A 19,628-nucleotide genomic window follows, 5' to 3' on the forward strand; every position below is an offset into this window, starting at 1 on the left:
CATGGAACGAGAAACGCGCCAACTGCTGGCCGAAATCGCGCTGATGGCAACAGGTATGCATCGTCATCAAGAAGCCAACACGATTGCAGATGGCCTTGAAGCAAGCTCAGGTTCTGAAGAGACCGTTGCGATGATTCGTGCAATGAGCCTCATGAATAAAGGCTTGTATGAAGAGGCTCATCAATTACTCGAACCACTTTGTAACGCCTATCCAGATCTGATCAGCTTAGCGGCTCTTGCTTCTGCCAAAGCCGGTTTACTGAGCAAAGCGGAAAGCTGGGTAGAACTTGCGTCACAAGGAAGCGAAGAAAGCCAAGCATTTGCTGCGAGCTTTTCTCAGGACATTAGGAATCTTGGATGATCATTGATTCGAGTAACCTAGGTCTTCAACACCAATCTTTGCGTCAGTCGGAGTCGCGTCATTATGAGCGGAGCGATGAAGACAAGATGAAAACGCTCATGGAGCGAAGTGACAAGCAAGAGCAAGTTTCACATGTTTCTCCAAAAGAGAAGCTAGAGAAAACAGAAGCGAAACTGGCGGAGATTAAAGCGTGGTACGAATCATTAAAAGACGCAGAGGTTGTCAGTAAACAAAGTGTCTTATCATCGTTAAATGAAGCGTTTTCCTACCCTCAAGTTAAACGAGAGGCAATGTGGTACGCCTTTCATGAGGCGAAGAGTGAAAAAGGCAACGAGCAGCCACAATCTGATTTGTTAAAGGTGTTGAAGCAGGAGTTACTAGGGAATTTTTCGGGACAGCTTATTGCCGAACCACCTGCTGATAAAACAGCACTAAAAGCAATGCTAGCGCAGCATTTTCCACTGGGTGCCCAGAAAGAACAAGCCTTATGGCATTGCTGGGCAGAGTTGAAGTCGTTACCTGATATGGCATCAACACTGGACATGGTTCGTGATGAACTTAGCTTCATGATCCAAAAAAATGCGATGGTGAAAAACATCATGACTCACAGTCACAAGTTAGATTTATCTTAGGAGTACATATGATAAACACGCAGTACACCGAGGTGATGCAAACCAACATTGATAAGTTACAGGATGCGCAAGTCGAAGACGGTTTAAGCGAACGTTTTGAGCAAGCCATGTCGGTTCCCGAGGCAAGTAATGGCCTGGAGGGAGGTTTGCTAGAAAACATCAGCGAGTTGAAAAACACTATCGATAACGCGAAAAGTAACCTGCAAGACAACATGAAGATGGTGGGTGATGATCCGGCGCAATTACTGCAAATGCAGTGGGCGCTGACACGCATTACTTTTCAAGAAGAGCTGATCGCGAAAACCGTGGGTAAAACCACACAAAACGTAGAAACCTTATTGAAGGCACAATAGTGATGATGAATAAAATGAGAGCAGTTTTCATCATGCTCACGTTGTTTCTGGTAGGTTGTCAGACCGAGCTATACACCAACGTTACTCAGAAAGAGGGTAATGAGATGTTGTCGATCTTACTATCCGAAGGTGTCGTTGCAACAAAAGAACCTGACAAAGACAACACCGTCAAGTTAATGGTAGACAGTTCTCAAATCGCCTTCGCGGTAGATGCGCTAAAGCGAAAAGGTTATCCAAGAGAGCAGTTTTCTACACTGAAAGAGGTGTTTCCTAAAGACGATTTGATCTCGTCACCATTAGCAGAACGAGCCCGTTTGGTGTACGCGAAATCTCAAGAGCTCTCGTCAACCTTATCTCAGATTGATGGCGTGCTGGTGGCACGTGTTCATGTTGTTTTGGAAGATCAAGATCTGCGTCCAGGAGAGCGCCCAACTCCAGCTTCTGCCTCCGTATTTATTAAACACGCAGCAGATATTGCGCTTGATTCATATGTTCCGCAGATCAAATTATTAGTGAACAATAGCATTGAGGGGCTGAACTACGATCGAATCAGCGTAGTGATGGTACCCTCATCAGAGGTTCGAGTTGCTACTCAAAACAATCAATTTAAAAGCATTTTGTCGGTTCAGGTCACCAAAGAGACGGCGAATAATCTTATCGCCATTTTGGTGTTCTTGGTAGCGGCACTCATCGGCTCGAATATCGCTACTTTTACATGGTGTCGTAGGAACACGAAGCGTGGTTAAACCAGAAACACCACTCGCGCAGGTACAACACCAGTTTAACTATGCGCCTTGCCAGTACATCCATAGAAGTTGGATAGAGCAAAAGCAGCCTTGGTTACTAAATATCGAAGGCTGGAGAGATAACCCCATGTTTAACCAATGGTGCATAAATGAGTGGGCGTTATCTCCCGTTCCTGAGACGGCTTTTAACAAACCTTGCCATAGCTTGGCGTTGCTCCCAGCGGATGCGTTGAACCAACTCGTATTGATGGTGGGCGGAGCTTTACATTGTGTGGCAATGCGAGGCGTTGTTTTAAAACGCCCGAAACAGGTTCTGAACAACGTTTTTGGTTTGGAAGGCGCTCGGTTCTTAATTCAAAACGGGCCTATGCTGTTATCCAGCTGGCCGCAAGGCTGGCAGCGTTCGTTACCAGAACTATTGGATGAAAGGTCTGTTGAAGCAAGTATGAGGGCGCTGGGATATTTTTGGATGAGGTTTATTTTGATTAACTCACCGGAAGATGTTGTTCTTCGTTGGCAATTCAAATTAGAAAAGCAACTTAGCGAAAACGCAGAAACAGCTAACTGGTTGGAAGCGGATCAACGAGATCTGGCGTATCGACTCACAAAAAAAATCGCAAAACAGGTTATTCCTCAATGGTTTCATTTGTTGAAATAAAAACAGACAATTTGCAGCTGGCACCTGGCTTAAAGGTGCTGAAAGCGAAAGATTATGCCAGTTATCTGGATTCGCAACACTTAGTTGAAGCCGCGAACTCCAAAGCTGAAAGCATCATTGCTAATGCCCAACAAGCCTACGAAACCGAAAAACAACGTGGTTATCAAGATGGCCTTGCACAAGCCAAGATTGAAAATGCGCAAACGATGGTTGAAACCTTAGCACGTTGTAATGACTACTATCAGCAAGTCGAAGAAAAAATGACAGGTGTGGTGTTAGAAGCAGTACGTAAGATCATCGATACCTTCGATGATGTCGATACCACGGTGAGTGTAGTTCGAGAAGCGTTGCAACTGGTGAGTAACCAAAAGCAGGTCATTTTACATGTCCACCCAGAGCAGGTTGTTGAGGTGAGAGAAAAGGTGGCTGGTGTATTAAGTGATTTCCCTGAAGTCGGTTACGTTGACGTGGTAGCAGATGCGCGCTTGAAAAATGGAGGCTGCATTTTGGAAACAGAAGTTGGGATCATCGACGCCAGTATTGATGGACAGCTGCATGCATTAAAGCAAGCCATGGTGAAGCAGCTCAGCGAGCGTAAAATTACGATTCATGAATAAACCTCAAAAACTCAGCACTTGCTGAGTTTTTTCATTTTAATGCCTTTAAACAAAAAAAATCCGACCATTTCTAAAATATTCACTGCCATAAATCCTTAAGAATACACCTAAGAAAGCTGCTTAGTTGATAAGTGTTGCAACCAAGCAGCGCCTCTAAAACAACAAAAATAGGATTATTTAGTCGAATGGCTAATGGATTTATAACTTCTTTACTGACAGATTTTGCCAGCCGCTGCCAATTGGAGCCGTTGGTTTTTGATGAGGATGATTGTTGCCATCTACTCGTTGAGCAAAACACAGCAATCACAATTCGTGCACAAGAAGATCGTGTGACGCTTATCGGGCTAATTTCAGGTGATAAACCGAGTGCTGATATTTTGCATCAACATATGAAAGGTGCCTTAACGCAAGGCTCTCCAGCGGTATGCTGGGAGGAAGAGACCGGATATATCGGTTTCATACACCTGCCTCAGCAACTGCTAACTGCATCTTTTTTCGATGAGTCATTTGCGAATTTCATCGAGTGGTTAAAAAGTGCGAATACACAAGAAGTAACCAATAAAACAATCGAAGTACCGGAAACGAATACCACTCATTTTTCCACATTAAGGGTTTAAAGCATGATCAGTTTTGGAAGTGTTAGCGCGTTGCAGGTCGCCATGCCGCAAGCTCGTAACGAGATACTTAACGAAGGTAAGCTGAGTATTGGTGGCAAAGAATACCAAATCAACGCAGCGACCCAAGAATTTACTCGCGCCAATCCTACGAATGGTGCGGTAGCGCGATTTTTTGAAGCGACAGGAAAACTGTTTCGCGAAGGTAGCCCACAATCGGTAGCGAAAGCCCTTACAAAAGCCGTATTTGATAATGAGCAAGGACAAGCTCAGCGTTTACAAGCTGCTTCTTCTGTTGAGCATGGACAAATGTTCTTCAAAGATGGAAGCATAAAAACCGCATCAGATGTCTTAAATGCCTTTGCGAAGTTAGACAGTAAATCAGTTCAGTCGAACTCTGCTGAGCTAAACCAGTTAGCTGAGCGAGCGATGACAGAGGCAATGTTAGAAACCGATTCTGGTAAAAACCTCACATCACTGATTGGCGAAAGTGCAGCGAAGTTGCTTGCTGGACGTGTAGTAAAAGACTACGGCGGTGGTGTATCTGCAGCGCAGAAAAACCCGGCAGGTAGCATTAATCAAATGCAAGCGGTGTTTGATATGGAGGTGATGCATCTTAAATCGGCGCAACGTCATATCGAAGGTCTAGCAAGCACCGATCTAAGCCAAGGTGTATACGCTGAAGGACTGGCAGAGGACGCGTTTAACAAAAGTGGCGTAACCAATAATGTTGAAAGAGCTGCGGCGTGGATCATTAATGCTTCTAACTCTAAAGGAAACGATGCCGAAAATATTACGTCTTTACTGAAAGAATACGCGTCTAATGGTAAAGATTTATTGAATATGGAAAACCTAAAAGAGCTACACGCTCGATTGGTGCCTAATGTTGAGCGTGATTACCGAGGGCCAAATATTTCGGGTGGCACTTTGCCTTCAAGTATTGGCGGTGAGGGCATGTTAAAGCAGCACATTGAAGGCTTTTTGAAAGAGAACCCTGTAGAAGATAAAGACTTAGGTAAGCATTTGTTCGCCGGAGTTATCGGGTACCATGGCTTTACCGATGGAAATGGTCGCATGGGTCGCATGCTATACGCGATAGCAGAACTTCGTAACGACTCGTTCAATCCTTTAGCTATGGATGCAGAAAATAGCCTTCACGGTATTAAGTGATTTTTTACTTCTATTTAATTTTTGGAGCGGCGATTGCCGCTCTTTTATTTTCCAGCTTAACCTTAATTTTTCTTCTCAATAAAACGGCTAATAGCAATAAAAATGAGACGTTGAAATAAAGTGTCGGTTTCTATCTCGCCATAAAATCTCTTTTATCCTTATTCGCTTATTTAAATGAGCCGTTATACCCAAGTGGCTTCGCTGCAATAAATATATCGATGTCACTTAGTTATAATAAATTAGACAGGACACAACGTGGATACAGGAAAGATTAATATGCTTCTCTCTGAGCTAGGAGAAGTGCTGAACCTTGAGCGCGTGACAGCGTATGACAATCAAATGTGGTCACTGCATTTTGCTGAAAACAACAGTGTCGATGTTCTGCTCGTAGAGGAAAAAGGCGAGTTATTGATTTCCAAAAACCTGCTTATAGAACAAGATGATATTACGCTAGATAAACTTCAAGTTTTACTTGAATACAACTTTTTGTATCGAGAAACAGGTGGTGTGCAGTTTTGTGTGAATCCAACACGCAAAGACGTTGTTCTTCAAGTTGCTATCGCGGCTGGAAGTGAACTCACCAACATTGCTAACTTAATCATTCAGTTGAACGAATTAGTTGATACTTGGGGACAGTTATTTCAAAACAACACGGTTGTAGATTTTAGCCAAACAGACGTACACGCATTTATTCAAGTTTAAGGCATCACACATGGTCAATATTAATACATCGCAAATGCACTCGTTGAGTCAGTTAACGTCACATTTGGCGACACAAAATCAAGCTGACGACAAAGAGGTTCGAGCACACAACGGTAAAGATATTTTTGTTAAAGAGGGCGCACCAAAAAATAAAAGTATCAGCGCGCGTATTAGCCACCAGAATAAAGCGAAAGATATTGTAGTGAACCTGCTTACTAAGCAGGGTATTCCTAAAGATGTTGCGAAGCTCATGCTGAAAAATGTGTTGAACGGTGAAAACAAGTTAACGCTTGGGAGCCTGAAAAATCTTGAGAGATTGTCGTCTGGTCCTAGCTCAAATTGGCCCACTGCACAAACGGCAGCCTCTTCTTCCAAAACCAATAAAGCCTCATCGAGTGTCGCGCTTATCAACGAACATAAAGCCAACCTTCAAAAGCTTGGTGATTTTGCCTGTACGGACTTAAATACGTTCGGTGTTAAGGGGTCACAGTTTTATGAAACAAAAGGAAAGCCACGACTAAAAGAGCTTCACGCGGATCAAGCGCGAATCATGCAAGATCACAGAGCGACGATGTCCGCAAACGGAGTTCAAGCTGCAGCACAAAGAGGAACCGCACCGCAATTAAGCACTCTACAGAACATTGCTAAGGCAGTACAAACCGCGAAAGCCGGCTGCTGTACTACATTTGCCTTTGCTGCCGCCGCTGAGATGATTCAAGGCATGTCAGGAACACCTGAAAGTGAACCCAAAGTAGAAGTGGTTGCGTTTAAAAAGGGTCATTCAGGTACACACCTTTATGTACTGGTTGGTCGACAAGAGGGGAGCGACATAAAAGATCCATCAACGTGGAGTAAGGATGTGAAAATTGTTGACCCGTGGGCGACATCTGCATTCGGTGCACCAATGTTTGGAGATGCACAACGACCACCTGTTTCGAATATGTTCCCGCCAACAGAAGTCATTTTTGATAGCCATAAACTGGGTTAGTCAATCTGCAAAAGAAGTGAGCAAATACACCATGCTAAGCATCTAACCTTTATTGAAAGAGCAGCCCTGAGCTGCTCTTTTTTATTACTCTGGAAACTCGTTTTTAGAGCGAGATTTCTGCGGAAAACCTCACAATGCAGGCGAAAAAGTGACAAAAATAAAGCCATTACCGACATCGTTCAATCTGCAATCGTTGTTCAATAGAGTTATTGAAACAAAAGGAAAAAGTTATGAACACGATTCAACAACTGCTCTTGGAGTTTTGCCAACTCAATGAGTTGCCCGAACTGAATTTTGAAGAAAATGAACGTTGTCAGCTACTGGTCGATGATCGCTACATGTTGTATTTCATCGCGACAGATACGGATGATTTGATGTTGTCTGTAACGTTCGGAGGGTTAGAAAAATCCGGTGAACAACGACTAAAAGGTTTAGAGCTTCTTGCTCATGCTAACTATCAAGGAATAGGTAGTGGCAGCCTCGCACTTGCTTTGGCTCCAAACGGTCGACAGCTTGTCTTAGCAGGACGTAAACCCGTTGAGCATCTAAATACGACGAACCTTACCGCTTGGTTTCACGAAGTTATTGAACAGGCCGAGCTGTGGCAAGCGCGTTTCGCAATGTTGGATCAAGCGATTCCAACCACCTCTAATCATGAACAAGCTCATGTTCAATCACTTCGTGTGTAGGAGAGAAAAATGGTTAATACAACACAAAAAATCAGCCAAAGCCCAGTACCTGATCTAGAACAGTTTCGTGCAGTTGCTGCGCAAAAAGATGATCGAGTGATCAGTAAAAGAGGTGAAGTAAAAGAACCTTCCACATTCCACAAAGGTCATAAGTTTGCTTCTATTCACGAAGGCGTATTGAGAAGCAAATACACTAAGTTTTTCCAAGAAAACATCAAAACTCACCTTGATTTAAAGCAGGCGCTACTTAAGCAAGAAAAACCTGAGGTTGCGCTGTTGGCTTACTCCCTAGTGAGTCCTTCAGGCTATCGCGGTGAGCCACTTACTGAGCGTAAAATCTTAGAAGTTGTCAGCCTATTGGATGAAATAAAAGTGAGCAGCGATACGTACCAGCAGCTTAAAAATACGTTTGATTCGATCAGCAAAGATCCGCGTATGCAGGTGAGTTTAGAAGCCCAGTATCCAGGAAAAATGGATGGCTTCGCTGCTGAACTGTTACAGATGGGCAAAGAAAAGCTAAAAGGTTCTGGTGTGAACGCCGTTATTAACTTGGCATTACCTGGCGTTGGCTTATTGATTTCTACAGGTCGAGAGTTGCACAAAGCGGCCGTAAATGGTGATGCTGAGGCTTACCATCATCAGTTAGAACAAATTTCACAGCTGCCAGGGCGAGATCAACGTCTTTCTATGCCGATGCAGCAAACCTTGGCTCAAGGTCATGCGATACTGTCGGCTGAAGGTGGCATTGGAGCTACGTTAGGTATGGCGACGGGGAGCCTGGGCACGTTCGGTGTTAGCTCTGTAGCAACGGTGGGCGTCACACCGATAGCAAAAGAGGCAATCGGTTCTGCGGCAACGACTGCTATCATGAGCGGCGGTGGTTTTGTGGCGAACCAAGCTGGGGCATACGGGTTAAATACGGAAGTAAAAGAGCAACTTATGCAAGGTGAAATGTCTGGTGTTTTACCTAGACTTGAAGTTTCCAATGCAAAAGGAGACTTTACCTTCAGTATGCAAGATCCGGCTTCTGTCCGTGCATTAATGGCGTACCTTGGTCCTAAGGAGAATACTGCAATGACTTCTCCTCAAGCGCCTAAAGAGGCACAAGAGATGGAAGCCGCTCGATTAACACTGAAAAAGATGTTGGGTTCAGAGCCAAGTGAGCACTTGGTTCCTGACGTAGACTCTATCTTGAAGCTAAGCCCAGAGGATGCACCAAGTAAAACCGAGTCTATTGCTAACGGGGCGTTTAAAAAACTGTTAGGAGAAGATTGGGATTGGCTCATGCCAGCTGTTCGAGCGATTGATAAAGGGGAAGCAAGTAAAATCAACGAAAAGCTAACCTACAAGCTCCCCCTAGATGCAGCAAACGGACGAGTTTATCTTGATAAATGCCCAAACCTGAGTGACGTCCAGTTAGATGCGCTAGAAAAATTAGGCTCACCAAGTCAATTGCGATTGATGTACTTGGCAGAAGGCTGGGTGTAATTTCAAATGGTAAAGTAGGGAGTAGGTGCCGCTCCTTACTTTATCTACCGTCAGCGTTCCTTTTTGGGGCTGGCTCATGTCCATTGAATTTAACTTTTCGACTGAAGAAACAAACACACAAGTGTCAACGTTATACCAACCCAACCAATGAAAGAAATTTCTTCCCCAACAATCGCAACTGCTAGTGCTGCTGCGATAACAGGTTCAAATAGCGTGAGTATGCTAGCTCCACTGGCTGTAACAAACCGTAGCCCAAACCCAAAAGCGACGTAACCTAACCCCATTGGAATCAAGGCCATGTAGAGCATGACCGTCGTATTAGTTGATGATGCAAATAGATTATCGCCCGTGATGAAAAGTGTTGGTAGAAGCAAAACTCCACCAATACCAAAAACACTTCCCATGGCCGTTTGCGATTCAATGCCGTGGTCAATCATAGCCTTTACTCCCCATGAGTAAATGGCGTACGTCAGACCTGCCAATAGGCCAAGTAATACACCCCAATGCTTCATATCCTGATCAAATAAGCTATTTGCGGATGACTCAGAAGCCAGCAACAAAGTAATGCCAATGACCCCGATTGCGAAACTCATCATCCAGCGCTTGGTTATGGTCTGATTTCGGCTAAAGAGACACTCTAACAAAGCAGAAAAGAAAGGTGCAGTGGAGATAGAAACAACCGTACCAATAGCCACACCGGCGAATCGCATTGATGAATAAAAAGCCAGTGGGTAGGTGGCTAAGGCGATAATACTAACCAGTAACGTTTTCTTCTTATGTACGACTTTTCGAAAACCTCTCTTCAGTGACTTCGCAGACAGACATGCTTGCATAAATCCACCAATACCCATAGAAAATGCGCCAATGGCGAGAGCACTGACATCCGGTGCCAAGCTGGCAGCGGTGCCCGTCGTTCCCCACAGGGTTGAAGCAAAAAGTATGGATAAAGTTCCTAATTGATAGTCGGTGAAATGTTTTTTTAACACTGTAATTTCTACCTAGTGAATGGCTGTTTTAGGGTAGAAAGAATAAAAGAAAGCGATAGAGATTTTTGTGCTGAAAAGACGGAATACTTGTTCCAGAAGACTATTTTAGTGACTATCGGGAAAACTCTCTAGGAGACATACCAAAATGCATTGAAAACCGTCGACTAAACGCGGAAAGGTCACTATAGCCAACTCGTTCAGCTATCAACTGAACTGGAAGGTCTGTATGAGTCAGTAGTGCTTTGGCTTTTTCCATACGTTGTAGTGTAATGTACTTATGGACGCTCACTTTTAGCTGCTCTTTAAAAAGCTTTTTAAACTGCGTCGGACTCAAGCAAGCGGCATTCGCTAATGAGGCAATGGTGAGTGGCTGATCAAGCTGCTCGGCGATCACAACCTGTACATCTCGAATACGCGAATCCACGGAGCGAGACCGCTTTTGCTGCTCCAGCAACAGATAGAAGGTTGCAACCATTGAGTTTTCAATTTCATCATTAACCTGATACTCAAGTTGCTTTTCGACAAACTGGATAAAGCTCAGTAGAGGCGGGCTAATCGAAAACACAGCCACACTACTATCCATCAAATGAGTGGGCAAAGTGGTCATATCCGCAACAATAAAGCGTGATGACTCTTCGGCATTAAAACCGTGAGCACAACTTTTGGGGATGACTATGCAGTCGCCAACCGCCACCTTTCCGACATAACTATCCATATCAATCTGTATGTTGCCCTGGAGAGGAAGCACGAGTTGATGATAATCACTATGAGTATGTCGGCTCATACGTTTCGTGTAGGAGCGAATGCTTAAGCTAGATTTCATAAAAACAACATACAGTTAAAGGATACCGCATTATAGCGTTGAAAGTATCGAGGTTGAAAGCTGGGTAGTTGTAAGCGCAGATCTTGAATGGGATGTGGTTTGTTAGTCCGCCTCGGACTCTAACGAAGCCAACCAACGAAGCACTTCCGCAGTTGCCTCAATAAGATCGCTTGGGATGTACTGGTCGACGTTACCGTCGGCGTATAGTGCACGAGCAAGAGGGACTTTTTGCATCACAGGCACGCCTTCCTCTTTAGCGATTGCGACCATACGTTTGGCTACCGCATCGGTTTCCATCAAAGTGATGACGGGCAGGGGCGTTTCGCCTTTCTTGTAATAAAGGCCAACCGCGATATGTGTTGGGTTTGTAACTAATACATTAGAACGTTTAACGTTTTCGCGTTGATTGGAGGCTTGTAGCTCTTGGTGCAACTGACGACGTTTGCTTTTTATTTCTGGACTGCCTTCCATCTCTTTGTATTCGCGTTTCACTTCGTCCTTGCTCATTTTGAGCTTTTTCGTGTGATCAAATTTCTGGTACGCAAAATCTGCGGCAGCGATGACGATGAAGCCTACCGAAGAGATAATCATTAATTGTTTAATCATGACGCCAGTAATGGTCGGGACACATTCTAGCCCACAAGTTGGAATTTGCATTAAAGCGTTGATGTTACCGCGTAATGTCACCCAGATAATGCAGGAAAGAAGAGAGACTTTAAGGATCGACTTGATAAACTCAATCACACTCTTAAGGGAAAAAATGCGTTTGGCCCCTTCGACGGGATTGATCTTTTTGATGTCGGGTTTAACGGATTCACCACTAAATAGGAATCCGAACTGCCCCATATTGGAAAAGATGGCGACGAGTGCAGCAACCAGAATAATCGGAGCGAGTAGATAGGCAATTTCTTTTGCGATGGCGATAGCGACATCGACTAGCGCATCTTGGAAACCCTGATAAGCAAGCTTACTTGGTAGTAGAATAAGCGCTGAGATGTGCGACATGTAATAATCGGCGAACGCAAACAGTACAATTATGAGCGCCAAAATTAATGCAGACGATACGATTTCTTGGCTTTTGGCAACCTGACCTTTCTGCCGAGCATCGCGTAACTTTTTTGCGGTGGGTTGCTCTGTTTTTTCTGCACTCATAAAGAATCCTAAGCGTTATTGCCAAATGGTATTGAGTTGTTCTGCGAATCGGGTAATGCCGTAAAACTGTACTTCAAAGTGATCCATCATTATTCCGAGATACACGATCAGTAAAACACTCGCGATGGCACTTTTTATTGGCATGGCAAGGAAAAAAACATTCAATTGCGGTGCAAAACGACTGATAAGCGCCAGACCAAACTCAGCAAGAAACATTGCCAACACTAGTGGAGCGGACATCAACACACCAAGCCACATAAGCTGTTCAAATTGCGCGTAGAAGAAGCTCACCCATGCGTCGCTAACGGTTGGGAAAAAGTCCACGATCGGCCAAGATGTATAGCTTTTGAATAACGCATAGATAAAAGTGACAAAGCCCCCGCCAGAGAAGAACAGGGTAATCAACGTTTGGGTCAGCAACACGGCTGTTGGTGTGGATTGTGAGCCTAGCGTTGGGTTAAACATACTTGCCATGGCAGCACCACGTTGGTTGTCGACCAGAAAACCGGCCGCTTCTATCGCCCAAAAGGGGATAGCAGCAACAAACCCTATCAATAGCCCAATTAATACCTCCTTACCCAAAATCACTATCAGCCAAATGCCGTCGGTTTCTGCGGGCAAGCTTTGCTGATTAATCATCGGAAATATAAACAGTGCGAGTGAGCAAAGCACACCATTTCTCACCATGGTGCCGCCTAACATTTGCTTGCTCAAAATAGGCAAAAAGATGAAGCATGCCATTAACCTAGGTAACGTCAGGCTGTACAAAAATAAAGCCTGGTGTAAGTCGTGATAACTCATCGTATTTGAGGAATTTTATCCATAGCAAGCGAGGCGAAGGCGTGGAGCTCTGCCCCTAGCCATTGCGTTGTGACGAACAGCGTAATAATGACCGCGATAAGCTTGACCACAAAGCCTAACGTTTGTTCTTGGACCTGAGTTAACGCCTGAATAAGCGACACCAATGTACCAACCAATGCTGCGACTAAAATCGGCGGTAATGACAAGTACAACACTAGGGTTAATGCTTGAGTCGTGAAATGAATGATTTCAGCAGAATGCATACTTTCTCCGTGATTAACCGTAACTCAACACTAAGCCGTGGGTGAGCTTTGTCCAGCCGTCAAGCAAGACAAAAAGCAACAATTTGAAGGGGAGGGAAATCGTCATTGGCGATACCATCATCATCCCCATCGCGAGTAGGATATTCGACACAATTAGGTCAATAGCGATGAACGGTAAGTACAACAGAAAGCCAATTTCAAAAGCGCGAGTAAGCTCGCTGACGGTAAATGCGGGCAGTAAGAGCAATAAGCTGTCCGACTCTAAACGGTCTACGTACTTCTGTGGCCACAATGTACGTGCAGCATCAGTGAAGAATATGGCTTCGGTTTCCCGAATATGCTTTTTCAAAAATTCTCGATAAGGCTGTAAACCGCTTTCAATGAGGCCTTCTACACTTGCAGAATCTTCAAGGGAGATATCATGCTGCTTTACGTAGTCGTAGGTTTCAAACCCGACGGGAGCCATGATGAAAATTGACAGAATGATAGCCAATCCGTAAAGCGCCATATTCGGCGGAATTTGCTGTACACCGAGAGCGTTACGCAGCAGTGAGAATACAACGGCGAGTTTCACAAACGACGTCGCCATCATGGCGATAAATGGGATCAGTGCCAGCAGTGCTAAGCTGACGATGAGATTGAGCTCGTCGGGTAACTGGATCATGCTGGCTCCTGCGTGCCACCGAACAGCTCCAGTACGCGCACACCTAAATGTTCGTTAACATTAACCAGTTCACACTCACCAATGATTTTGCCGTTGGCACGCAATGTTACCGGCTTAGATACAGGCTGGTTTAGCTCGAATACGTACCCTGGCTGAAGCTGGTTAAGCTGCTCTAGCGTGATGGTTTGATGGCCGATATCAAACGTGAGTTCCACAGGCAGTTGCTGGTGGTCGGTTAACATTTCTGAAGTGTTTACGTCATTCATATTGGTTTCTTTTTCAATAATGTGAAGAGTTTGGTCATCTAGCTGGCAGCGCCAGAGATTCTGGTTAGATACTTGAAAAATGGCTTGTTGCTTGGCGATGTAACCATCGTCAAAAAAGATGACATCTCCCAGCTCGAGCGAATTAAATTCGCTTAACGTCAAATGGGTCCTTCCAAGACTTAACCACACAGGTAAAGCGAGGTGTCGAGCTTGTAGAGCAGCGCTGTTTGGTAGCGCATCCAACAACACGTCTGATCCTTCGCTAACCCACAAACAAAGAGAGCCGTTAGGCTTATTGAGGGTTAACATTAAAGTATGCTCTTGGGCCTGGCTCGCCTCTAACGGCTGTAGTTGACTAAGAATGGGTAACTGACCAAATAGCGCTTTGATTGCCTCACTATGCGGTTCTATCTGTGAGCTCAAAAGTGCTAACTGGAGGGAGTTAGGCAGGGACTCAAACGCAGTAGCATTTAAGGTCGATTTCAGCCAATGTTGGAGCTGCGCACGAGAAAAGTCTACTTGTAGGGTTTGCCCTCCAATCAACGTGGTTAAACGGAACCCTTCAAATGAAGGGATTTGAGCAACAGTAATCGATACGCTCTGACCATCAGTCCCTTGGAAGTGGCACTGTTTAGCACAAAGTTGATTGCTGAGCGCGATACTTTCTGCATCCACTTTGGGTATTATTAACGGCGTCATAGGTCATTCTCCGCTTGCCATTCTTCATACACGCTGCGTTGTTGGCGTGAGTGTTGTTGTTCATGTTGTTGTTGATCGAGCTGTTGAGTTTGTTCGCTGATCGCTAAGCGAAGTGGCTGCTCACCGCCGAATCGGTTTAGCCGTTCAGCAAGATCTTGTCTAGCTTGCTGGCTAATAATGGAAAGGGCATGCTCTTGTCGAATCGTCACGCTATACCCTTGAGCGTCCAACTTTATGTGGATTTCACCACCTTTTAATTGCCCTTCACTTAGAAACAGCCGAACCTCTTTGTTGTCCGATGCGGTTGGTAGAGCAACATAGATTTTGTCCACCAATTGCTGGAGTAATTGGTTTACGTCTCGCGTTGGGCTTGGTTGAGCCTGCGAAGCAACACTTTTTAGGATGACATCGCCTTGTGTTACCGCACTTGCAAAGGGTTGAGAAGGCACTTTTTCTTCATCCGTTTTAACGGCGACTAGTGCGCTTTTCGTCACGATTTTTTCAAGAGGCTTGGTTTCAGGCAGGCCACCAGTTTGGTCTGATCGTTTGCCTGTATTCTGTAGCGGCGGAGTTGCACGCTTATTGTGCGTTTTTTCAGTTTGCTTTTTCGTTAAGCCAACAATGTTAATCCCATATTGAGCGAGCTCTGTCTCTGTCGCACTTTGGGGAAGCAAGCCAGATTCAAGCGTAGAGAGACAATCCGGCGAGGTATGTTTATCCATCGGCGTCGGTTTATCATCTTTCAAATGAGCTTGAAAGTGAGGATCAACACGCTCGGTAGAAGGGGAGCTTAGAACTGTGTCGCCATCGCTTTTTCCATCATTTTTAAGCAATTTATTGTTTTCGCTAATTATTTCTTCGCTATTTGCTGCGTCGTCTTGCGGTTTCTCTATATCTCTCTTAGTGACGACGTCACTTTTACCTTTTAAAGTGGAGGTGTTTTTGTCAGCGTTGGCTTCTTGGTTCGATGAGTTAGGTTTCTTATCTAGACCTTGAGATGTCTTATGCCTTAGCGGTATGTCTTCTTCGCCAGTATGATTCTTTTGGGGATTCGCAACGATAGACTCCTTTCCCTTGCTAGGCTTCTTCGTCATTGCATGCTCGAATTGTGATTGAAGCTCGGCCTCCTTCTCGAGAGGCACTTGTTCCGGCGTTGATTTGTGCAGCGTATTCGATGTTTCAGTTGTTGGGGTAATGCGCATAGTGAACCTTTAGATAATGTCGACAGTGCGAAACTCTTCCTGTTCGAGTTCTTCTTGGTATTGCCTTTCTCGCGATTTTTCCGCGACTTCTTGTTGCTGCAACTGAACGAATTTTTCTTTGGTTTTATGGGCTTGTCGCGCCTCTTTTTGCTTTTCTTTAAGTGCCGAGCGTTCGATTTCAAGCGCTTTTTTTGACTCGGCCACACGTTGTTTAAGTTCGGCTTCTCTCTCTCTTAACAACGCGATTTCTTGTCTTAATGTTTCCAGCTCTTTGAGAACGAGCGTTTGTTGTTTTGCTTTAGCAAAACGTCGCTCTTCTTCTTCCTGGCGCCAAACGTGATAGTCCGCGACAGAACGTTCGGCCTTTTGAACCTGTGCTGCGGCGTTTGACACTCGGTATTCTTGACGCTTGACGGCTTTATCCGCACGGTCAGCGCGAATTTTTTTGATTTCTAATAAACGTTCTATCATTGTTTCGCCATCCCTTTAAGTTGAGCGATAGCGCCATCAAGATCGCTTGGTTCATGAGTGCCTTGGCGTAAAAAGGCGCGTATATCATCACTTTGTGCAATGGCCATATCTGCTAGGCTATCTGCGCCATGTTGGTATTCGCCAATTTTGATTAGCAGCTCAACTTCTTCATACTTAGCTAACATTTCGCGAATATGAGCAGCAGACGCCTGATGATCGGGTTCAACGATTTGATTCATCACTCGGCTTGCTGACCGAAGTACATCAATGGCGGGGTAATGGTTCATTGCCGCAAGCTTGCGCGAGAGAATGATGTGCCCATCTAAAATGGAGCGAGTTTCATCCGCGACAGGCTCTGTCATGTCGTCACCTTCCACCAACACGGTGTACAGTGCTGTAATTGATCCTTTGTCTGATTGTCCAGCTCGTTCCATCAGCTTTGGCAAAGCGGCAAAAACGGAAGGCGGATAGCCACGTCGTGTTGGTGGCTCGCCTGCGGCTAGTCCAATCTCCCTCTGTGCGCGGGCGAAACGCGTTACAGAATCCATCAGCAGTAGCACGCGTTTACCTTGGTCACGAAAATATTCTGCGATAGAAGTGGCAACAAAAGCGGCTTTGGCGCGCTCCATTGCTGGGCGATCAGAGGTAGCGACCACTAAAACCGATTTGGCCATTCCTTCTTCGCCTAGGTCATGCTCAATAAACTCGCGCACTTCGCGTCCGCGTTCACCAATTAAGGCGAGAACGGTCACGTCAACTTCTGCGGAGCGAATCAGTTTTGCCAGTAGGGTACTTTTACCCCCGCCAGCCGCTGCAAAAATACCCATGCGCTGACCTTCACCACAGGTCAGTAGCCCATCAATGGATCGAACGCCAAGAGAGATTGGCTTTTCAATCAGTTTACGTTGCATTGGTGGTGGCGCATCGCGATAAACAGGATACCAAGCACTTGGTTCCTGACTTTGCGTACCATCGAAAGGACGCCCAAGCCCGTCAAGCGTTGTACCTAACAGGTGGTCGCCAACACCCACTTCGTGCATTTTGCCCATTGGGCTTACTTCTGTATTTGAGGAAATCCCAAACATATTTCCTAATGGGGTGAGCAGAGCGTGATGCTGCTGGAAGCCAACCACTTCCGCTAACAAAGACAGAGTTTGATCGGGATTACGCAACTCACACAGTTCACCTACACGAACGCCAGGGACGACAGCTTTGATAATGGTGCCGGTGACTTGTGTAACGCGCCCGCGAATTTGGATCAAACGCGTGTGTTTAATCGCAGATTGTTGGATATCAGTGATGTATGAGAAATCGTTCAAGGTAAAAATATGCGCAATGATTGATGCTGAGAGGATAGAAAGTATAAGAATCAATTTATAGTGAATATCAGTCGGGAGTTTTTAGAAAACTGAAAGCGCACTAAAAAAACACGTCTGATTTTGACAGCTTCAACAAAGCGCACTTCCTATAATTCGCCTGTATTGTGCGGAAGGAGTGCAAGTGAATGAGTATTATCAACAATCATATCGCAACAAATCCAAAGTTTGATGCGTCTATCCAAAACGGGTTGGAATCGTCTCGTCCCGACGTTTCACAAAAAGGCAATTATCGCGGTGAAACCGTCCGTGTTCACAATGCCACACAATCACTTTTTGATGCGATGGAAGAACTCACTTCACTCGGTTCCGAAAAAGCAGAGAAAGATCTGACCAAGCGCAAAGTGAAAGACAGTGGTGTTCGAGTTAATGAAGCACATGAACTCGTTTCGGACTACTTAAGAAAAGTCCCTGATCTTGAAAAGAATCAAAAAATCAAAGATTTGGCTACAAAAATGGCGGGAGGAAATATCTCGACCATCGCGCAATTACAAGCCTACTTGAATGGGTTTTCCGATGAGAAAAGCCATCAATACCTAGCCCTAAAAGCCGTTAAAAAGTTTTTGAGTGCGAGTCCAGAAAGTAAACACCTACTAGCGCTGATTGACCAAGCACTTCTAAGAATCGAGCAAAACCCAGATACATGGTCTCAAATTGATACGGAAATCCGTGTCTCAAATTTTGCTGATGAATACAGCCAAGAGCAAGAGTTTAGCTCTTTGCATCAGCTGCGCGGCTTCTACCGCGATACCGTTCATAGTTATCAAGGGCTCGGCGCGGCTTATCAAGATGTTGTGGCGCGCTTTGGTGAGCAGGAGGTATCGACCGCTGTTGACTTTATGCTGCAAGGCATGAGTGCAGATCTTAGTGTTCAAGGTAGCAGTATCGATTCGGTTAAGTTGAAGTGGTTGATGTCCGATATGCAAAAACTCAAAACTCTAAATACGTTGCAAGATCGTGTGAGTCAGCTGTTCCAAATGTTTAAACCGGAAAGGACGAATTATGGCTTATCAAGTTTCTAATTTGATGGCTGATGTGATTGCGTTGGTAGAGCAGCGATGGGTAAGCAGTGATGAGATATGGAAAGTCGCCAACGCAATGGAATTGACGGCGGTAGAACAAAAAATCGATTTTTTTCGAGAGTTCCATAAGTTAGTTCGCGCAATCCCAATTGACGTATTCGCCGATGAAGAACAACGACAGAATTTAATCCAAGCGGTACAAAAGGCGCTAGACGAAGCCATTGATATAGAAGAAGAGGAAGCGTGGGAAGATGAGTTGGATTGATGCATCCGTCGATGAATTTTGCCGAGGAATGGGGCTCGATGCCGTCGATTTCTCATCAGCTGGACGGGTGCAGCTGGATTTTGAGCAAAGTGGTACGCTGCATATTGAGCGACAGGGTGAGCAGTTATTCTTGATGTTGTCTCGAGCGTTATCTTGGCATCAAACCAGTGACATTATTCAAAGTGCACTGTGTTTGTGTCATGCCGATCAAGGCTGGCCTTTCGAAATTAAAACCGGCTTGTTAGATGAACAAACTCTGGTTTTTTCAGCAAGGCTAAAAGGAGAAGAAGTAACACTTCCGACCTTAGAGCAAGCGTTTACGCTTTTGGCTCGTCTACATAACGATGTGGCAGGCTCATGACTCGAGTCAGCACTTTAAACGTAGGCATCGAAGCCTTTACGCATGTTACTCATAGTGAAGTTAAGGCCGATTTCCCAGAGCGATTTCAATTGCTTCCTGATGGTCAGGCGGTCGCTACACATTTAGAGAAGCTCTATGATCTCAGGCCTTCAGACCAATATCTCATCGCGTTAACTAAGCCCAAGCTGCTGCACTCAGAGTTGTTGCGTCCAGAAAAATACCGTCAACAATTTGATGAAACGTTAGCTCAGCTGCAAGT

Annotated in this window: 26 protein-coding genes; 16 read left to right on the top strand and 10 right to left on the bottom strand. The window is 45.0% G+C overall.

Annotated features, from left to right (window positions below; genetic code table 11):
• Position 1: 1 nt before the first annotated feature.
• The 12 genes from IQP38_RS04285 to IQP38_RS04340 all read left to right on the top strand — a co-directional run bounded on the left by IQP38_RS04285 (position 2) and on the right by IQP38_RS04340 (position 9,018).
• Positions 2 to 361, top strand: a complete 360-nt coding sequence (locus IQP38_RS04285) for a YscG family type III secretion system chaperone (protein WP_005377200.1) — start codon at positions 2 to 4, stop codon at positions 359 to 361.
• Entirely contained in the window at positions 358 to 993 is a 636-nt protein-coding gene (locus tag IQP38_RS04290; RefSeq protein WP_086046799.1) for a YopR family T3SS polymerization control protein, read from the top strand. The genes IQP38_RS04285 and IQP38_RS04290 overlap by 4 nt, the downstream gene beginning before the upstream one ends.
• Positions 994 to 1,001: 8 nt before the next feature.
• Complete coding sequence (gene sctI, locus IQP38_RS04295) at positions 1,002 to 1,346, top strand: type III secretion system inner rod subunit SctI (RefSeq protein WP_005387149.1); 345 nt, start codon at positions 1,002 to 1,004, stop codon at positions 1,344 to 1,346.
• Positions 1,346 to 2,092: a type III secretion system inner membrane ring lipoprotein SctJ gene (gene sctJ, locus IQP38_RS04300; RefSeq protein WP_086012989.1), complete on the top strand. Its 747-nt coding sequence runs from the start codon at positions 1,346 to 1,348 to the stop codon at positions 2,090 to 2,092. The genes sctI and sctJ overlap by 1 nt, the downstream gene beginning before the upstream one ends.
• Complete coding sequence (vscK, locus tag IQP38_RS04305; RefSeq protein WP_005387147.1) at positions 2,085 to 2,750, top strand: SctK family type III secretion system sorting platform protein VscK; 666 nt, start codon at positions 2,085 to 2,087, stop codon at positions 2,748 to 2,750. Before sctJ ends, vscK begins: the two co-directional genes overlap by 8 nt.
• Positions 2,729 to 3,367 carry an HrpE/YscL family type III secretion apparatus protein gene (locus IQP38_RS04310; protein WP_005387146.1) on the top strand — a complete coding sequence of 213 codons (639 nt, stop codon included), beginning with the start codon at positions 2,729 to 2,731 and terminating at the stop codon, positions 3,365 to 3,367. Before vscK ends, IQP38_RS04310 begins: the two co-directional genes overlap by 22 nt.
• Positions 3,368 to 3,552: 185 nt before the next feature.
• Positions 3,553 to 3,984, top strand: coding sequence for a type III secretion system chaperone (locus tag IQP38_RS04315; protein WP_054575038.1), 432 nt, complete (start codon positions 3,553 to 3,555; stop codon positions 3,982 to 3,984).
• Positions 3,985 to 3,987: 3 nt separating this feature from the next.
• Positions 3,988 to 5,151 carry a VopS family T3SS effector adenosine monophosphate-protein transferase gene (locus tag IQP38_RS04320; protein ID WP_017821339.1) on the top strand — a complete coding sequence of 388 codons (1,164 nt, stop codon included), beginning with the start codon at positions 3,988 to 3,990 and terminating at the stop codon, positions 5,149 to 5,151.
• 255 nt (positions 5,152 to 5,406) lie between these two features.
• Positions 5,407 to 5,853, top strand: a complete 447-nt coding sequence (locus IQP38_RS04325; protein WP_021707758.1) for a type III secretion system chaperone — start codon at positions 5,407 to 5,409, stop codon at positions 5,851 to 5,853.
• Between the two features lie 10 nt (positions 5,854 to 5,863).
• Entirely contained in the window at positions 5,864 to 6,841 is a 978-nt protein-coding gene (gene vopR / locus IQP38_RS04330) for a type III secretion system effector VopR (protein ID WP_017821338.1), read from the top strand.
• A gap of 230 nt (positions 6,842 to 7,071) precedes the next feature.
• Positions 7,072 to 7,530 carry a CesT family type III secretion system chaperone gene (locus IQP38_RS04335; RefSeq protein WP_005387141.1) on the top strand — a complete coding sequence of 153 codons (459 nt, stop codon included), beginning with the start codon at positions 7,072 to 7,074 and terminating at the stop codon, positions 7,528 to 7,530.
• 9 nt (positions 7,531 to 7,539) lie between these two features.
• Positions 7,540 to 9,018 carry a cation transporter gene (locus IQP38_RS04340; protein ID WP_104979257.1) on the top strand — a complete coding sequence of 493 codons (1,479 nt, stop codon included), beginning with the start codon at positions 7,540 to 7,542 and terminating at the stop codon, positions 9,016 to 9,018.
• A gap of 89 nt (positions 9,019 to 9,107) precedes the next feature.
• Here IQP38_RS04340 and IQP38_RS04345 read toward each other — a convergent pair whose 3' ends face one another.
• From IQP38_RS04345 to vscN, 10 genes are all read right to left on the bottom strand, one after another.
• Positions 9,108 to 10,010, bottom strand: a complete 903-nt coding sequence (locus IQP38_RS04345) for a DMT family transporter (protein ID WP_416222586.1) — start codon at positions 10,008 to 10,010, stop codon at positions 9,108 to 9,110.
• A gap of 106 nt (positions 10,011 to 10,116) precedes the next feature.
• Positions 10,117 to 10,827: a helix-turn-helix domain-containing protein gene (locus tag IQP38_RS04350; RefSeq protein ID WP_054575033.1), complete on the bottom strand. Its 711-nt coding sequence runs from the start codon at positions 10,825 to 10,827 to the stop codon at positions 10,117 to 10,119.
• 102 nt (positions 10,828 to 10,929) lie between these two features.
• Complete coding sequence (vscU, locus tag IQP38_RS04355; protein ID WP_005387129.1) at positions 10,930 to 11,979, bottom strand: SctU family type III secretion system export apparatus subunit VscU; 1,050 nt, start codon at positions 11,977 to 11,979, stop codon at positions 10,930 to 10,932.
• Positions 11,980 to 11,994: 15 nt separating this feature from the next.
• On the bottom strand, positions 11,995 to 12,780 hold the full coding sequence (sctT, locus tag IQP38_RS04360) for a type III secretion system export apparatus subunit SctT (protein WP_137282056.1): 786 nt from the start codon (positions 12,778 to 12,780) through the stop codon (positions 11,995 to 11,997).
• Complete coding sequence (vscS, locus tag IQP38_RS04365; RefSeq protein WP_005377227.1) at positions 12,777 to 13,043, bottom strand: SctS family type III secretion system export apparatus subunit VscS; 267 nt, start codon at positions 13,041 to 13,043, stop codon at positions 12,777 to 12,779. The genes sctT and vscS overlap by 4 nt, the downstream gene beginning before the upstream one ends.
• A gap of 13 nt (positions 13,044 to 13,056) precedes the next feature.
• Positions 13,057 to 13,707: a SctR family type III secretion system export apparatus subunit VscR gene (gene vscR, locus IQP38_RS04370; RefSeq protein ID WP_005377232.1), complete on the bottom strand. Its 651-nt coding sequence runs from the start codon at positions 13,705 to 13,707 to the stop codon at positions 13,057 to 13,059.
• Positions 13,704 to 14,672, bottom strand: a complete 969-nt coding sequence (gene vscQ / locus IQP38_RS04375) for a SctQ family type III secretion system cytoplasmic ring protein VscQ (protein ID WP_025768125.1) — start codon at positions 14,670 to 14,672, stop codon at positions 13,704 to 13,706. The genes vscR and vscQ overlap by 4 nt, the downstream gene beginning before the upstream one ends.
• The gene (locus IQP38_RS04380; protein WP_193837343.1) at positions 14,669 to 15,874 is read right to left on the bottom strand and encodes a type III secretion system needle length determinant; all 1,206 of its coding nucleotides are present in this window, start codon (positions 15,872 to 15,874) and stop codon (positions 14,669 to 14,671) included. Before IQP38_RS04380 ends, vscQ begins: the two co-directional genes overlap by 4 nt.
• 9 nt (positions 15,875 to 15,883) lie before the next feature.
• Complete coding sequence (locus IQP38_RS04385) at positions 15,884 to 16,345, bottom strand: type III secretion protein (protein ID WP_005377236.1); 462 nt, start codon at positions 16,343 to 16,345, stop codon at positions 15,884 to 15,886.
• The gene (gene vscN, locus IQP38_RS04390; protein WP_005377237.1) at positions 16,342 to 17,664 is read right to left on the bottom strand and encodes a SctN family type III secretion system ATPase VscN; all 1,323 of its coding nucleotides are present in this window, start codon (positions 17,662 to 17,664) and stop codon (positions 16,342 to 16,344) included. Before vscN ends, IQP38_RS04385 begins: the two co-directional genes overlap by 4 nt.
• A 185-nt stretch (positions 17,665 to 17,849) precedes the next feature.
• Here vscN and sctW point away from each other — a divergent pair, with 185 nt between their 5' ends.
• The 4 genes from sctW to IQP38_RS26225 form a co-directional block, all read left to right on the top strand.
• On the top strand, positions 17,850 to 18,743 hold the full coding sequence (sctW, locus tag IQP38_RS04395; RefSeq protein ID WP_005377238.1) for a type III secretion system gatekeeper subunit SctW: 894 nt from the start codon (positions 17,850 to 17,852) through the stop codon (positions 18,741 to 18,743).
• Positions 18,724 to 19,008 (top strand): TyeA family type III secretion system gatekeeper subunit, encoded by a 285-nt coding sequence (locus IQP38_RS04400; protein ID WP_005377239.1) that lies wholly within the window; start codon positions 18,724 to 18,726, stop codon positions 19,006 to 19,008. Before sctW ends, IQP38_RS04400 begins: the two co-directional genes overlap by 20 nt.
• The gene (gene sycN, locus IQP38_RS04405; protein ID WP_005377240.1) at positions 18,995 to 19,369 is read left to right on the top strand and encodes a type III secretion chaperone SycN; all 375 of its coding nucleotides are present in this window, start codon (positions 18,995 to 18,997) and stop codon (positions 19,367 to 19,369) included. The genes IQP38_RS04400 and sycN overlap by 14 nt, the downstream gene beginning before the upstream one ends.
• A partial coding sequence (locus IQP38_RS26225; RefSeq protein ID WP_228009983.1) for a YscX family type III secretion protein occupies positions 19,366 to 19,628 on the top strand: 263 nt, incomplete at its 3' end. The genes sycN and IQP38_RS26225, both read left to right, overlap by 4 nt.

The sequence above is a fragment of the Vibrio sp. OPT41 genome (genome assembly GCF_015163595.1).
Classification (GTDB): domain Bacteria; phylum Pseudomonadota; class Gammaproteobacteria; order Enterobacterales; family Vibrionaceae; genus Vibrio; species Vibrio alginolyticus.